Below are 14,383 nucleotides of genomic sequence, written 5' to 3'. Positions count from 1 at the left end.
AATTTTTTGTATTAGGGCCCTTTATTTTGATCGTTCGCTCAAACTTGCATCTTGTTTTGCAAAATAGTTAAAAAATCGAAGGAAAACAGCCTGATTCTATGGGACAACTCTCAAATGAAATTGGCGAAATAAACCGCTTTAATGGTTGCGTTTTTCTGAAAGTGCGTTATTGCAGATAAAAAAAACGCCGCTAAGCGGCGTTTGGGTCACAGACTTGTTGTCACGTTTATTATTACAGCACGTGAACCGAGGCAGTATTGGTAGTGCCGCTTGGTACCAGAGCACCAGAAACCATCACCACGACGTCGCCTTTCTGTGCCAGGCCGCTCGCCAAAGCAACTTCTTTACCAATGCGGTAGAAGTCGTCGGTAGACGCGATTTCTTTGACCATCTGAGTGGTGATACCTTTGCTCAGGATCAGCTGACGGGCAGTGACTTCGTTGGTCGTCAGCGCCAGGATCACGGCGTTAGGGAAGTACTTACGCACGGATTTGGCTGATTTACCGCCGCTGGTGGCAACCACGATCAGTGGCGCGTCCAGTTTTTCGGCAGTTTCTACCGCACCGCGGCACACCGCTTCGGTGATACGCAGTTTACGATTGTCGTTCAGGGTGTCGATACGGCTAGGCATCACGCGATCGGTACGTTCGCAGATGGTTGCCATTATGGTAACGGCTTCCAGCGGGTATTTACCCTTGGCGCTTTCACCAGACAGCATCACCGCATCGGTACCGTCCAGGATGGCGTTGGCAACGTCACCGGCTTCTGCACGGGTAGGGCGCGGGTTCTTGATCATTGAATCCAGCATCTGGGTCGCGGTGATAACCACTTTACGTGCGCGGTTACACTTCTCGATCATCATCTTCTGCGCGAAGATCACTTCTTCGACCGGAATTTCAACACCCAGATCGCCACGAGCTACCATGATGCCGTCAGACGCTTCGAGGATCTCGTCGAAGTTGTTCAGGCCTTCCTGGTTTTCGATCTTGGAGATGATCTGAATGTTTTCGCCGCCGTGGGCTTTCAGGTGCTCACGGATTTCCAGCACGTCGGAACGCTTACGGATAAAGGAAGCCGCAACGAAGTCTACGCCTTGCTCACAACCGAAGATCAGGTCACGTTTGTCTTTTTCGGCCAGCGCTGGCAGCTGAATAGATACGCCCGGCAGGTTAACGCCTTTGTTTTCGCCCAGGTCGCCGCTGTTCAGTACCTTACAAACCACTTCGCTTTCGGTAACCGCGGTCACTTCCATACCGATCAGGCCATCATCCACCAGTACGGTGTTGCCAATCTTCAGGTCGGCAGCAAAGCCAGGGTAGGTCACAGCAACGCGCTCTTTGTTGCCGATAACGCTCTGGTCGGTGGTGAAGGTGAAGGTCTGGCCAGCAACCAGGGCTGCATCAACGCCGCCTTCCAGCTTCATGGTACGGATTTCCGGGCCTTTGGTATCGAGCAGGATGCCGGCGTTTTTACCGGTTTTGGCAATTACCGCACGCATGTTCTTGATGCGGTTACCGTGTTCTTCATAATCGCCGTGGGAGAAGTTAAGGCGCATTACGTTCATGCCCGCGTTCAGCAGGCTGGTCAGCATTTCTTCCGACTCGGTTTTCGGGCCGATAGTACAAACAATTTTGGTCTTTTTCATGACGATTTTTTCTGCAAGTTGTGATGGATTATAAAACTAACGGTACCGGCGGCTAGGCCATCGGTAAGGGATTTGGGCTGTGCCTGGCAATGCAAAACATAGTTAAGGATAGGTGACCTTGGTCGAAATGGGGTGGAAAAATTCGGCCGATGCCCAGGTGTGGGTAGGCTGCGCAAAAAGCGAGGATGAGAATTTGTTGTAATTGCGTTTTCGCAGATCAAGGGCTGAAACCATTCAACTGAAAGACGTTGCGCATTATAAGGCTATGCGGCTGGAAACAAAACAAAAAACCGCAGCCGCTGGCAGATTTGTTCATAAAATCAGCAAATGTGGCGCAAATAAGTCGCCTGCCAGCGGGTTTGTTGCGCAATTAGCATGACTGTAACGGATTATGTTTTCGAAAAAAATAAAGTGACGGTCTTCACGTTTTAAACATTTTGCTGGATTTCCAGCAGAACTCCGTCATCCAGACAGAAACACCCAAAAACGGTAGCGGCAGGGATCGCCAACGTTTCCTGGGCCATCAGAGTATGCACGTCGCTGCCGACGGTGAACTCGAAGATCCCAGAAAGGATGAGGATTTGCTGAGGATAGGGGCGTTTTTGCAGTTGGTCGAAGGTGCCTGCGGCAAATTTGACTTCCCAGGCGGTGCTCCCATCGCTCATTAGCCCTTGGCGGCGGGCGAGGCCATTGTCGAGTTGTTCGAACGGCAGCTGTGATTTAAAAACCGACATCAAAATTACCTCCATCAGGATACTGCGCTGATGATACGCGACGTGCTGACGCTCTGTCCGGTATTACTGTTAAATTGGGTTGCCGTTAGGCGAGAGATAATACTGGGAAGCGAAACAAGAAGTGGTGCGTCCGAATGGACTCGAACCATCGACCCCCACCATGTCAAGGTGGTGCTCTAACCAACTGAGCTACGGACGCACTGTGCTACTTTCAGGAATTTGGTGCGTCTGAATGGACTCGAACCATCGACCCCCACCATGTCAAGGTGGTGCTCTAACCAACTGAGCTACAGACGCATCTTTTTCCTCTCTGTCATGGCTGACAGCGGGGACGAATATTAACGAGCAACCTGGCCGCTGGCAAGGGGAAAAACGCAATTTTATTTGGTATTTCACGCGATTGCTGAGCTTATGTGCAGTAAGGCGGTTTTTTCTGCAATGGCTGGCGAGGAACTCGCCGGTTTGCCTGGGACAAACCGGCGAACGCTTTTAACGGGTGGAACGCTGCAAAATCAACGCCGGGGGTTGGCGCTGTAACCAACGCATCCGCAATACCATCATGATGGCGGCGAAGGTCAGGCCGATAATAAAGCCGAACCAGAATCCGCTTGGCCCCATCGCCGGCACGATGTAGTCCGTCAGCGCCAGCAGATAGCCGCTTGGCAATCCGAGAACCCAATAGGCCACAAAGGTGATGTAGAAGATCGCCCGGGTATCTTTATAACCCCGCAGAATACCGCTACCGATCACCTGGATGGAGTCGGATATCTGGTAAATCGCCGCCAGCAGCATCAGATGGGAGGCCATGGTCACGACCGCAGGGTTATCGTTATACAGTAGGGCGATAGACTCGCGGAACGCGGCGGTGAACAACGCCGAGCAACTGGCCATGGCGATGCCGACGGCAATTGCCGCATAGGCGGCAATCCGAGCGCCCTCGACCGAGCCTTCGCCCAGACGGTGTCCAACACGAATGGTGGCCCCAACGCCGAGCGACAGCGGCAGCACAAACATCAGTGAGCTGAAGTTCAGGGCAATCTGGTGTCCGGCAACCGCAACGATGCCTAGCGGTGAAACCAATAATGCCACCACGGCAAACAGTGTCACCTCAAAGAACAAGGCCAGGGCAACCGGCAGACCAATGCCGATCAGGCGTTTTAACGCCTGCCAGTCCGGGCCACGGCGTGCGCCTTCCTCCAGCTTGATATCCCGCAGCGAGGACGCATGTTTGGCATACCAGCGCATCATCAGGAACATCATCCAATACACGCTGGCGGTGGCGACACCACAACCGACGCCGCCCATTTCCGGCATGCCAAACTTGCCGAAAATCAAGATGTAGTTGATCGGGATGTTGATCAACAGACCCAAAAACCCTATTACCATGCCGGGCTTGGTTTTGGATAAGCCTTCACACTGGCCACGAACGACCTGGAAGAACAAATAGCCGGGAGCTCCCCACATAATGGCATGCAGGAAACCAACGGCCTTTTCAGCCAGCAGCGGATCGATGTTGTGCATCATGTCGATCACCAACTGGCTGTTATAAATCACGGCAATAATGAGGAGTGAAACCCCCGATGCCAGCCAAAAGCCCTGGCGCACCTGATACGCGATACGATCGCGGCGGCCTGCGCCGTTGAGCTGGGCGATCACTGGGGTCAAGGCCAGCAGTAAACCGTGGCCGAACAGGATGGTCGGCAGCCAGATAGAGGTCCCCACGGCAACGGCGGCCATATCCGTGGCGCTATAAGAGCCAGCCATGATGGTATCGACCACGCCCATTGCGGTTTGGGATATTTGCGCGATGATGACCGGAATTGCGAGGGCCAATAAACTACGCGCCTCAATAAAGTACTTCTGCACGTATACACCTTTCTAATTATTTATGGGAAGGGGTGTCGCTGCATCAGCAACAACTAAAAACTGCGGAATATGCCGAAAAGATTGTACCTGCTAGTCGGGGTTAAGCAAAGGTTGTAAAGAAATAGTTATCGCCTGGCGGTTTCAGGCGGCAACGTTAAATCCCCAGGATATAAACTAGGCAAGCACTGCTTTTTTGCCGCTGTGCGTTTGGTTTTCTGCCGTAACTGGGGCAAACTGCTTACAGCGCGTTGAACATAGTCATAAAGAAGAGGCCAACATGTTTACCGGTATCGTACAAGGCACCGCCCCGCTGGTTGCCATTGATGAAAAACCCAACTTCCGTACCCACGTTGTTGAAATGCCTGATGAGCTGTTACCAGGGCTGGAGTTGGGGGCCTCGGTAGCCCACAACGGCTGCTGTCTGACCGTCACGGAGATTGCAGGCAATCGCGTCAGCTTTGATTTGATCAAAGAGACACTGCGGTTGACCAATCTTGGCGATCTCAAATTGGGTGATGTGGTCAATCTGGAAAGAGCCGCCAAGTTTAACGATGAAATCGGTGGGCACCTGATGTCCGGGCATATTATCTGTACCGCGGAAGTCACCAAGATTTATACCTCGGAAAATAATCGCCAGATCTGGCTGCGCATGCCGAATATCGATTTGATGAAATATGTGCTGCATAAGGGGTTCATCGGCATCGATGGCATCAGCCTGACCATTGGTGAGGTGGTCAATAACCGTTTCTGTGTGCATTTGATCCCGGAAACCCTTGAGCGCACCACGCTGGGTAAAAAGCGCCTGGGCGATAAGGTCAATATCGAAATCGATCCGCAAACTCAGGCGGTGGTGGATACCGTCGAGCGCGTATTGGCTAATCGTGAGGCTGCGTTAGCTGTCACCAAGCCGCCAGTACCCAAAGTCTGAGAACCATGCACCAATAACCACACATAGGAGCCAAACGTGAAGTATTACGGGAAAACGATGATGTTTGCGGCGCTGTTGGCGCTGACCGCCTGTTCAAGCTCACCGGAACAGGCGAACTCACAGTCTGCCGAGGCTGAAGATGATACCTGTGGTGCATCGCAGTATCAGAATTATGTGGGTAAACCGCTGTCTGCGTTGGACGGGATCAATATTCCTCAGCAGGTACGTACTATTCCTTATAACTCTATGGTAACCATGGACTTCAATCTAAAGCGCTTGAACTTCCTGGGTGACAGTGAAGACAAAATCATTCGCGTTTATTGCGGTTAATTACCCCTCACCCCAACCCTCTCCCACAGGGAGAGGGAGCTGATGGCCCCCGCTCGTGTGAAAGTACAGAGGTCACCTCAGCAAACTCGATCGCCCCTCATTCAAGGTATATCACCGAATTCTTGGATTATCTTGATCACCCCTCATTCAAGGTATATCACCGAATTCTTGGATTATCTTGATCACCCCTCATTCAAGGTATATCACCGAATTCTTGGATTATCTTGATCGCCCCTCACTCAAGGTATCTCACCGAATTCTTAGGTTTTCTCGATCGGTTCCCTCTCCCTGTGGGAGAGGGTTAGGGTGAGGGGACCCTAGCGGGGAACTCGCAGACCGCCTTCGACGCCTTTAGGGCTGAATACCACCTGCCAAAGTTGAATATCGCGAGCGCGGAACGCTCCTGCGCAGGCATTAAGGTAATAACTGAACATCCTTTCAAAACGTTCGGAATAGCGCGATGCCAGCTGTGGCCAGCTCTGTTTGAAACGTTCATACCAGGCCATCAGAGTGCGATCGTAATCTGCGCCGATATTATGCCAATCTTCCATGACGAAACGGCCTTCGCTGGCCTGGGCAATATGTTTCACCGACGGCAGGCAACCGTTGGGGAAGATATATTTATTGATCCACGGATCAACGTTCATATCGGTCTCGTTGGAACCAATGGTATGCAACAGGAAAATGCCATCGGGTTTTAAATTACGTTCCACCACCTCGAAATAGGTTCGGTAGTTCTTCGGCCCAACGTGTTCGAACATGCCGACCGAGACGATGCGGTCAAACTGCTGGTAGAGATCGCGGTAATCCTGCAGCAGAATTTCCACGTCCAGCCCGGCACAGCGCTCTTGCGCCATTTTCTGCTGTTCGGCGGAGATGGTCACTCCTACCATGGAAACGCCGTAGTGCTTGGCCGCATAAGCAGACAGACCGCCCCAGCCACAGCCGATATCCAATACCCGCATGCCGGGCTGCAGGTGCAGTTTTTCGCAAATTAACCGTAGCTTGGCCTCTTGTGCTTCTTCCAACGTCGTGGCCTGTTGCCAATAGCCGCAGGAATATTGCATATAGGGATCCAGCATCTGGGTAAACAAATCGTTACCCAGATCGTAATGCTCTTTGCCAACAATCCAGGCACGTTTTTGGGATTGCAGATTGGTCAGGCGGGCGGCGGCAATACGCAAGATATCCTTCAGGTGGTGGGGCAGTTTCTTTTCCAGGCCGGCTGCGACAACCCGCTGAAAAAATATGTCCAGTCGTTCGCACTCCCACCAACCGTCCATATAGCTTTCGCCCAGCCCCAGAGAGCCGTCTTGCAGTACGCGTTTAAAGAAATTGGGATTATTGATCTGAATATCGAAAGGGCGTGAACCATTGATTTCAATGCCGGCCATGCTAAGCATTTCATGAGCGATACGATACCAATGGTTGTCCTGGATGCTCAGATCTTCTATACACGATGAACTCATAGCTTCTCCATCACCTTCTTCTGACTTATGATCCTGCAGAATTTAGCGTAGACAATTTCTACAGGGACATACGTATACCTACGGTAAAAATTCACCGTGGTGTCTGAAATTCGACTTGAACAGAGGAAATTTAAGAGACTCCCTGCGTCAAAGGACGCGGGTAAATGCAACCTTAAATAAAGTGTGATGCCATCCACGTACGCAGCAGTTGCTGCAATAAGAACTTAGTATAACTGTTATTCTAAAAGGTCGTTTTTGAGTATAGGCTTGCCGAGGCGTAGACTCAACTGCAAATCGCGCTCGGCAAGAATTTTCATTAAGTGACTATTTACAGAGATAATTATGACACGGAGTCGGCACGCTTCTGCCGTGTCATCTGCGTTTCATCCGTTCCTTTCCCACGCTGGATCAGATAACCCAAGGCCGCTAAAAATACGGTAGCCACCATTACGGTAGCCGTGGCTAACAGCGGTTGGGCGATAAATGCCGAAACCAACAGGCTGGCGATAAAACATAATCCCAGCTGTAGCGTGTTTTGCAGCGCAGCGGCTTTGCCACTGTTGTTGGGGAAGGGCATCAACGCATTGGCCACTAGAATAGGATAGCTGGCACCGTTTACTAACGCCATAAAGCAGAACGGGATCAGCAGAGTGGTCAACGTTGGTTCACTTAGTGTGGCGATCAGATACAACGCCACCATGCTGACACCGTAAGCTAACAGCAACCACGGCAGCAAGGTTTTGCCAGAGATGCGATTTAAGGCGCTACGGCAGCTATAACCCCCTAATAAGAAGGCCAGCGTTTGCGGCACATAGCTCAGGCCAATATCGTTGGGACTATACCCCATATCGCCGAGGATAAAGGGTGAACCCGTCAGCCAGGCGAAGAAGCCGGCAGAACAGGCGGCAAAAACCATCACGTTGCCGCTGAACACCGGGGATTTCAAGATCTGCATAAAGCCAAGGCTGGGCTTTTTATCGGCGGAAGGTACCAGTCTGCTGCGGTCTTTCAGTAGCAAGGTGGGGATCAGCAGCAGGGCGGTGATCCCCAACAGCACGGCGAAGATGGCCCGCCATCCCATATGGTTGAGCAACCAGGCACCCAGCAGTGGAGCCAGCGCCGGAGAGAGGGCGACTAGCGGCATAATGGAGGCGAAAACGCGGTTGGCTTTGCCATCGCGGTAGCGATCGACCACGATCGCCTGCCAGGTGACGGCGGCTGAACAGACGCCAATGGCTTGAATAAAGCGCAGTGACCACAGTTGTGCCACGTTCTCGACCCAAAGCATACCGAGGCAGCCGACGGCGAACAGCGCAAGGCCAATCAATAACACGGGCTTACGGCCAATACGGTCGGACAGCGGCCCCCACAGCAACTGGGCAAAGGCAAAGCCTGCCAGGAAGATACTCAGGCTGGCGCTGATCGCCCCAGCGGAGATTTGCAGATCCTGCTGCATTGCCCCAAAGGCGGGCAGGTACATATCGGTAGCCAGATAGCCCAACATACTCAGGCCGGCCAGGTAGAACATAAATCCAAAATTTCGCATTGCTATTTCTCGTTAAAATTATGTTGTCGCAGGTTTTGAAGCGCCGGCAAGTGTATACGGCTGGATCTCTGCTTGTGAAACGGTAATATTTGCAAGGTGCTGTTAAAAAATTTGAAGGCAAACATATGTGGTCTGAATATTCACTCGATGTAGTAGATGCGGTAGCGCGGACCGGCAGTTTCAGCGCGGCGGCACAGGAGTTGCACCGCGTTCCTTCTGCTGTGAGCTATACGGTGCGTCAACTGGAGCAATGGCTGGCAGTGCCTTTGTTTGAACGCCGTCACCGCGATGTGGAACTCACGCCAGCGGGGGCGCTGTTTATTAAGGAGGCGCGAGTTGTTATCAAAAAAATGCTCGATACCCGACGGCAGTGTCAGCAGGTGGCAAACGGTTGGCGCGGGCAACTGCGGATTGCGGTCGATCTGATCGTCAAACCCCAGCGCAGCCGCCAGCTGGTGCTGGATTTTTATCGCCATTTTCCCGACGTGGAACTGATGGTACAGCCGGAAGTCTTCAACGGCGTGTGGGATGCGCTGGTCGATGGCCGCGCTGAGATGGCCATTGGTGCAACACGTGCGGTGCCGGTGGGCGGCGGTTTTGCCTTTCGCGATATGGGCTTTATGAATTGGCTCTGCGTAGTCCATGCTAAACATCCGCTGGCCGCCTTGCAAGGAAAGCTGCGAGACGATCAGCTACGACCTTATCCCTCGTTGCTGTTGGAAGATACTTCGCGCAATTTACCCAAGCGGGTGACCTGGTCGCTGGACAACCAGCGGCGATTGACCGTGCCGGACTGGGTTTCGGCGGTAGATTGTTTGCGTGCCGGGCTGTGTGTGGGCATGGTACCCGCGCATCGGGTATTGCCGTTGGTACAAAGTGGCGAACTGGTGGTATTACCACTGCATGAGCCTTTCCCGCCTAGCGCCTGCTGCTTGACCTGGCAGCAAAACGCCCAGTCTCCGGCCATGGCCTGGCTGTTGGACTATCTGGGCGACAGCGAAACGCTCAATCAGGAATGGCTCAGTGAAGAGGAGCCGGGTGCTTAATCGGGCGCAGTATTGCAGCGCCCCAACAGGAGTTAACGGCGGTAATCGACAAAAGGACCATCGGCGACTGAGCGGCGCTCGATGAGTTTTGGATGCACTTCAATCACCTGCGATTCTTCACGCTTGCTGATAATGCGATCCAACAGCATGGTAAAGGCCATCTCGCCCAGGCGCTCTTTCGGCTGGTGAATGGTGGTCAGCGCCGGGGTGAAGTAGCGGGCATTACGCACGTTGTCGTAGCCAATCACCGAGATATCCTGCGGTACACGCAACCCCAGCTCATCGGCGGCGCAGATCGCCCCCATGGCCATAATATCGCCGCCACAGAAAACGGCGGTTGGACGATGCTTTTGCGACAGGATCTGATGCATGGCTTTATAGCCAGATTCAGGCTCGAAATCCCCCTGCACGATCCATTCTTCGCGCACTTCGATGTTGGCTTCCTTCATGGCTTTCAGAAAGCCCTGGTGGCGACCTCCACCGGTATTACGCGCCAGTTGACCAGGAATGGCACCGATGTCACGGTGGCCACGTTCGATCAGGTAGCGGCCTGCCAGGTAGCCGCCCTCGAAGGCATTGTCGATAATGGTATCGGTGAAGTCTCCGCGCGCGGTACCCCAATCCATCACCACCATGGGAATATTACGGTAATCTTCCAGCATGCCCAGTAGCTGATCTGGATATTCTGAGCACATCACCAGCAGGCCATCGACGCGTTTTTGCGCCAACATCGCCAGATAGGCTTGCTGTTTATCCAGATTATTGTGCGAGTTACACAAGATCAGGGTATAGCCTTTGCTGTAGCAGCTGTTTTCCACCGCTTCGATCACTTCGGCAAAATAGGGGGCCTCGCTCGAAGTGGCGAGCAAACCGATCGATTTGGTGTGGTTGACCTTGAGGCTGCGGGCCACGGCGCTGGGTGAATAGTGCAGCTCTTTGATGGCGGCCCAAACGGCCGTTTTGGTATCTTCGGCGACGAAACGCGTTTTATTGATAACGTGCGAAACGGTAGTGGTAGAAACGCCAGCGCGTTTGGCCACATCTTTAATCGTTGCCATGTAAAAAATGACTCCTAAACCCACATGTTACAGCATGTAAGTATGATGTTAATCGTTTGCCTGCGTAGATCCTTTCCCAGATAAGCGAAAACTGAGTTTTTAGTGCTGAAGTCGTAAATCGCTTGAACAGGGAGGGGCAGTTTATCGGTACGCAGTTGTGAACTGCGGATTTTGTCGCATATTGAAGAAAAGTGGAAGAGCTAATCGGTAATTATCAGCGGGGAAATCATAACAAGATTTTAATCACGAACTGTGGGAAAATGATTTGACGTATAAACTGTGTGGCTTATGCTCTGGAAAAGCCAATCTGAGAGGGAGTTGTATATGGATACCGATTTGAAGATGTCATTACTCACCACCGTGGGTGCCTTGGCAATGATTATTGCTTTCAGTTTTATTGCCGCATTGAACTGATCCGCAGCAGAAAAACAGAGGCGCAGCTTGATGCCGCGCCTTATTATTAGCTAGCCACCCGTCGTTAAGCCAGGTTTTCTGCCACGAACGCCCAGTTCACCAACGCCCAGAAGTTTTCCAGGTACTTTGGCCGCGCATTGCGGTAGTCGATGTAGTAAGCATGTTCCCACACGTCAACGGTCAATAGCGGAACGTCTGCGCCGGTCAGCGGGGTTGCCGCATTCGAGGTGCTGACAATCGCCAGACTGCCGTCCGCTTTTTTCACCAGCCAGGTCCAGCCAGCGCCGAAGTTTTTCACGGCGGCATCGGTGAACTGCTCTTTAAAGGCGGCGAAGGAGCCGAATGACTTATTGATCGCCTCTGCCACTGCGCCCGTTGGCTCGCCACCACCTTGCGGTGATAAACAGTGCCAATAGAAGGTGTGGTTCCAGACCTGGGCGGCGTTGTTGAACACGCCGCCGGTGGAGGTCTTGACGATCTCGACCAGGGATTTTCCTTCGAACTCGCTGCCTTTCACCAGATTGTTCAGGTTAACCACGTAGGTGTTATGGTGCTTGCCATAGTGGTATTCCAGCGTTTCTGCGGAAATGTGCGGTTCGAGAGCGTTTTTCTCATATGGTAATGCAGGTAATTCAAACGACATTGCTTTCTCCTTTTATAGACAATACGTCTCTCCGACGCTGTGGGCCTGGGTGGCCAAGGGCGGAAAAGCGCGATTGCACCACTTTTGTTATGGTTATTAATCTTAACAACTTTCCGGGGGAAAAGAACATCCAAACTGTGCCAAGTGGCTGATTGATTAAAGTCGCAGCGGCTTTTTATTTTTGGGGGGAAGGGAAGCACGGCCGAGCGGTTGGCTCAGCCGTGATAGGTTAACGGATGGTGGTTGGAGTCACTACGCGGCGGGCACCAATGTAATGGTTCTGCCAATAGTCGTTATCCAACTGACTGATGCGAATTTCTTCACCGGTGCGTGGTGACTGGATGAATTTACCGTTACCAAGATAGACGCCAACGTGATCGGCGGTGCCACGGTTGTTGATGCGGAAGAACACCAGATCGCCTTTCTCCAGCTCATTACGTTTGATCGGAGCTGCATCACGCAGGTGGTACATTTCGTTGGCGGTACGCGGCATTTTGATTTTCACCACGTCCTTGTACGCGTAATAAATCAGCCCGCTGCAGTCAAAGCCTGTACCAGGTGAAGATCCACCCCAGCGGTAGGGTTTGCCCATTTGCCCCATCAGCTTGGCCATGGCTGTTTGCTTGGCGTGCTGGTAGCGCTTTTTGTGAGCGGCGGAAAGTTTCAGTGGCTTATCGCGGCCAGCCAATTTTGCCGTAGCTTTACCTTCTTCACGATGGCGACCATAACCTTTTTTATAGCCTTTTTTAGGCGGAGTCACTTTGAGCTTGGCCGTTTTGGTTGCCTGGCTTTTGGTTTTAACGCGGGTGGTTTTTTTGGCGGTCTTTATAGTTGCTGGTTTGGTTTTTAGCGTTTTCGGAGGGGTGGCTGCCTTCACTTTTTTATTGGCTTTCTCCGCTTTCTTTTTCTTGCGGTCGTCTGGCCGGGCTTCATTAACGTGACTCTTGCGCTGCTCGGCAGAAACACGTGCCTGTGGCGCAGCGTGCGCCAAATTGAAGAAGAGCTGCGTAAATAGCAGCACAAAAAGTGTAATAATTAACCGCATATCGACGTTACCAACCTTGGCTCCGAAACAGAAATCGAATGAGTCACAGTATTCCCGAAATTCACCCTATAAAACAGCGTGGATCTCATAAATACTAATCCATATTGTGAGAAAACGTTAATGGCATTTTTATTGTTGCAAAATCAAACGTCTGCCGTCTAAAAAAACGACACGGATCATGTGGTTGGCTTAATGCTCGCCGGCATTGGGCAGCGCAAATATAATAGTGAAACGCCCCGATTAAAAATGTTATTCTGGGTCCATGTTTAACCGGTTCGGTGTGACCGCCGCTTTTGCTGAGGCAATCAGAGAATGTCCCTGCAAAAGATGGCGTTTTCTTGGTACCGGTCCTGCCGCTACAATAGCCAGTGTGATGCATGTTGTAGCCATGATGTGGCTTGAGGAAGCAATAATGACGACGATTGAAAAAATTCAGCAGCAAATTTCTGCCAACCCGATCCTGCTGTATATGAAAGGCTCACCGAAATTGCCAAGCTGCGGTTTCTCTGCTCAGGCCGTGCAGGCGCTTTCAGCCTGTGGCGAACGCTTTGCCTATGTTGATATTCTGCAAAACCCGGACATCCGCGCCGAGCTGCCAAAGTACGCCAACTGGCCAACCTTCCCGCAGCTGTGGGTCGATGGTGAACTGGTTGGCGGCTGCGATATCATCATCGAGATGTACCAGCGTGGTGAACTGCAGCCTTTGATCAAAGAAACGGCCGAAAAGTATAAAGATCAGGAAGACCAGCAGCCTTAATGGCGCAGGGTTTTACCAAATAAAATCGGGCGGCACTGTCAAAAGTGCCGCCCGATTTTTTTATCCCCGTCGTCTTTCAAACCGCAGCGTTGTTACCTGCACTTGCTCACCCCAGTCACTTACAAAAGTAAGCTCCTGGGGATGAGCAAGCTTGTCGCCTAGCTGCGGCTTGAAATCCATAGGGCATACGTTCTAAATTACTCCGCGCCGTCATTATGGCTGTTGGCAATCGGCCAGCCACCGAGACGTTTCCAGCGGTTGACCAGTTCACAGAACAGCTGGGCGGTTTGCTGGGTATCATAAAGTGCTGAGTGCGCCTGGCTGCTGTCAAACGGCATGCCGGCGGCAATACAGGCTTTGGCCAGCACCGTCTGCCCTAATACCAGCCCACTAAGCGCAGCGGTATCAAAGGTGGCGAAAGGGTGGAACGGGTTGCGCTTCAGGCTGGCGCGCTCGGCGGCGGCCATCAGGAAACTGTGATCAAAGTTGGCATTATGCGCCACGATGATTGCCCGGTTACAGCCCTGATCCTTAATGCCTTTACGCACGGCTTTGAAAATCGCATGCAGAGCATCATATTCACTCACTGCACCACGCAGTGGGTTATGTGGATCGATACCGTTGAAGGCCAGCGCTTCCGGTTGCAGGTTCGCCCCTTCAAACGGCTCTACATGAAAATGCAGCGTTTCATCTTGCTGCAACCAACCATTTTCATCCATTTTCAGCGTGACGGCGGCAATCTCTAGCAGCGCATCGGTCTGAGCATGAAACCCGGCGGTTTCCACATCAATAACAACGGGATAAAACCCACGGAAACGGCCACTCAGGGCGTTAAGATCACTTTTTTCGGCCATCAGTTTCTTATCTTTAGCGAATTCAGCGCGCATTATGACAAATTTCTT

General features: G+C 52.2%; 14 protein-coding genes and 2 tRNA genes. 5 read left to right on the top strand and 11 right to left on the bottom strand.

Translation table 11 applies throughout. The annotated features are described in order from the left end of the window. Positions 1-232: 232 nt before the first annotated feature. From pykF to ACX9GU_RS14975, 5 genes are all read right to left on the bottom strand, one after another. On the bottom strand, positions 233-1,645 hold the full coding sequence (pykF, locus tag ACX9GU_RS14995; protein ID WP_065686104.1) for a pyruvate kinase PykF: 1,413 nt from the start codon (positions 1,643-1,645) through the stop codon (positions 233-235). Between the two features lie 428 nt (positions 1,646-2,073). Beyond that, positions 2,074-2,379 carry a cupin domain-containing protein gene (locus ACX9GU_RS14990; RefSeq protein WP_473192065.1) on the bottom strand — a complete coding sequence of 102 codons (306 nt, stop codon included), beginning with the start codon at positions 2,377-2,379 and terminating at the stop codon, positions 2,074-2,076. A 122-nt stretch (positions 2,380-2,501) separates the two neighbouring features. Then, a tRNA-Val gene (locus ACX9GU_RS14985) sits at positions 2,502-2,578 on the bottom strand. Between the two features lie 21 nt (positions 2,579-2,599). Beyond that, positions 2,600-2,676: transfer RNA gene (locus ACX9GU_RS14980), tRNA-Val, on the bottom strand. A gap of 192 nt (positions 2,677-2,868) precedes the next feature. Beyond that, positions 2,869-4,245, bottom strand: a complete 1,377-nt coding sequence (locus tag ACX9GU_RS14975) for an MATE family efflux transporter (RefSeq protein WP_473192064.1) — start codon at positions 4,243-4,245, stop codon at positions 2,869-2,871. Positions 4,246-4,522: 277 nt separating this feature from the next. Between ACX9GU_RS14975 and ACX9GU_RS14970 the strand changes: the two genes are divergently transcribed. Next, the gene (locus tag ACX9GU_RS14970) at positions 4,523-5,173 is read left to right on the top strand and encodes a riboflavin synthase subunit alpha (protein ID WP_473192063.1); all 651 of its coding nucleotides are present in this window, start codon (positions 4,523-4,525) and stop codon (positions 5,171-5,173) included. Between the two features lie 36 nt (positions 5,174-5,209). Continuing rightward, entirely contained in the window at positions 5,210-5,503 is a 294-nt protein-coding gene (locus tag ACX9GU_RS14965) for an I78 family peptidase inhibitor (protein ID WP_473192062.1), read from the top strand. Between the two features lie 317 nt (positions 5,504-5,820). Here ACX9GU_RS14965 and cfa read toward each other — a convergent pair whose 3' ends face one another. Continuing rightward, entirely contained in the window at positions 5,821-6,972 is a 1,152-nt protein-coding gene (gene cfa / locus ACX9GU_RS14960) for a cyclopropane fatty acyl phospholipid synthase (RefSeq protein WP_059200714.1), read from the bottom strand. A 340-nt stretch (positions 6,973-7,312) separates the two neighbouring features. Beyond that, entirely contained in the window at positions 7,313-8,518 is a 1,206-nt protein-coding gene (gene punC, locus ACX9GU_RS14955; protein WP_218519407.1) for a purine nucleoside transporter PunC, read from the bottom strand. Between the two features lie 125 nt (positions 8,519-8,643). Between punC and punR the strand changes: the two genes are divergently transcribed. After that, positions 8,644-9,564 carry a DNA-binding transcriptional activator PunR gene (gene punR / locus ACX9GU_RS14950; RefSeq protein WP_179251493.1) on the top strand — a complete coding sequence of 307 codons (921 nt, stop codon included), beginning with the start codon at positions 8,644-8,646 and terminating at the stop codon, positions 9,562-9,564. A 32-nt stretch (positions 9,565-9,596) separates the two neighbouring features. On the opposite strand, the gene purR is transcribed toward punR, so the two are convergent. Further along, positions 9,597-10,622, bottom strand: a complete 1,026-nt coding sequence (gene purR, locus ACX9GU_RS14945; RefSeq protein ID WP_021804552.1) for an HTH-type transcriptional repressor PurR — start codon at positions 10,620-10,622, stop codon at positions 9,597-9,599. 324 nt (positions 10,623-10,946) lie between these two features. On the opposite strand from purR, the gene cydH reads away from it, so the two are divergent. After that, positions 10,947-11,036, top strand: a complete 90-nt coding sequence (cydH, locus tag ACX9GU_RS14940; RefSeq protein ID WP_158645289.1) for a cytochrome bd-I oxidase subunit CydH — start codon at positions 10,947-10,949, stop codon at positions 11,034-11,036. A 64-nt stretch (positions 11,037-11,100) separates the two neighbouring features. Here cydH and sodB read toward each other — a convergent pair whose 3' ends face one another. Beyond that, positions 11,101-11,679 carry a superoxide dismutase [Fe] gene (gene sodB, locus ACX9GU_RS14935; RefSeq protein ID WP_021178097.1) on the bottom strand — a complete coding sequence of 193 codons (579 nt, stop codon included), beginning with the start codon at positions 11,677-11,679 and terminating at the stop codon, positions 11,101-11,103. 229 nt (positions 11,680-11,908) lie between these two features. Further along, positions 11,909-12,724: a C40 family peptidase gene (locus ACX9GU_RS14930; RefSeq protein WP_473192061.1), complete on the bottom strand. Its 816-nt coding sequence runs from the start codon at positions 12,722-12,724 to the stop codon at positions 11,909-11,911. A gap of 409 nt (positions 12,725-13,133) precedes the next feature. Here ACX9GU_RS14930 and ACX9GU_RS14925 point away from each other — a divergent pair, with 409 nt between their 5' ends. Continuing rightward, positions 13,134-13,481: a Grx4 family monothiol glutaredoxin gene (locus ACX9GU_RS14925; RefSeq protein WP_172413932.1), complete on the top strand. Its 348-nt coding sequence runs from the start codon at positions 13,134-13,136 to the stop codon at positions 13,479-13,481. Positions 13,482-13,678: 197 nt separating this feature from the next. Here ACX9GU_RS14925 and rnt read toward each other — a convergent pair whose 3' ends face one another. Next, the gene (rnt, locus tag ACX9GU_RS14920) at positions 13,679-14,368 is read right to left on the bottom strand and encodes a ribonuclease T (RefSeq protein ID WP_473192060.1); all 690 of its coding nucleotides are present in this window, start codon (positions 14,366-14,368) and stop codon (positions 13,679-13,681) included. Between the last annotated feature and the right edge of the window lie 15 nt (positions 14,369-14,383).

The organism is Serratia sp. K1WW1 (genome assembly GCF_055790865.1).
Note: the sequence above shows the minus strand (reverse complement) of the source record. Positions and strands in the feature narration are given on the sequence as shown.

What these genes read in the sequence shown, in the direction of transcription:
- cfa (WP_059200714.1), bottom strand. Translation starts at nt 6,972, where the DNA reads ATGAGTTCATCGTGTATAGAAGATCTGAGCATCCAGGACAACCATTGG.
- ACX9GU_RS14990 (WP_473192065.1), bottom strand. Translation starts at nt 2,379, where the DNA reads ATGTCGGTTTTTAAATCACAGCTGCCGTTCGAACAACTCGACAATGGC.
- punR (WP_179251493.1), top strand. Translation starts at nt 8,644, where the DNA reads ATGTGGTCTGAATATTCACTCGATGTAGTAGATGCGGTAGCGCGGACC.
- sodB (WP_021178097.1), bottom strand. Translation starts at nt 11,679, where the DNA reads ATGTCGTTTGAATTACCTGCATTACCATATGAGAAAAACGCTCTCGAA.
- pykF (WP_065686104.1), bottom strand. Translation starts at nt 1,645, where the DNA reads ATGAAAAAGACCAAAATTGTTTGTACTATCGGCCCGAAAACCGAGTCG.
- punC (WP_218519407.1), bottom strand. Translation starts at nt 8,518, where the DNA reads ATGCGAAATTTTGGATTTATGTTCTACCTGGCCGGCCTGAGTATGTTG.
- rnt (WP_473192060.1), bottom strand. Translation starts at nt 14,368, where the DNA reads ATGCGCGCTGAATTCGCTAAAGATAAGAAACTGATGGCCGAAAAAAGT.
- ACX9GU_RS14930 (WP_473192061.1), bottom strand. Translation starts at nt 12,724, where the DNA reads ATGCGGTTAATTATTACACTTTTTGTGCTGCTATTTACGCAGCTCTTC.
- cydH (WP_158645289.1), top strand. Translation starts at nt 10,947, where the DNA reads ATGGATACCGATTTGAAGATGTCATTACTCACCACCGTGGGTGCCTTG.
- purR (WP_021804552.1), bottom strand. Translation starts at nt 10,622, where the DNA reads ATGGCAACGATTAAAGATGTGGCCAAACGCGCTGGCGTTTCTACCACT.
- ACX9GU_RS14970 (WP_473192063.1), top strand. Translation starts at nt 4,523, where the DNA reads ATGTTTACCGGTATCGTACAAGGCACCGCCCCGCTGGTTGCCATTGAT.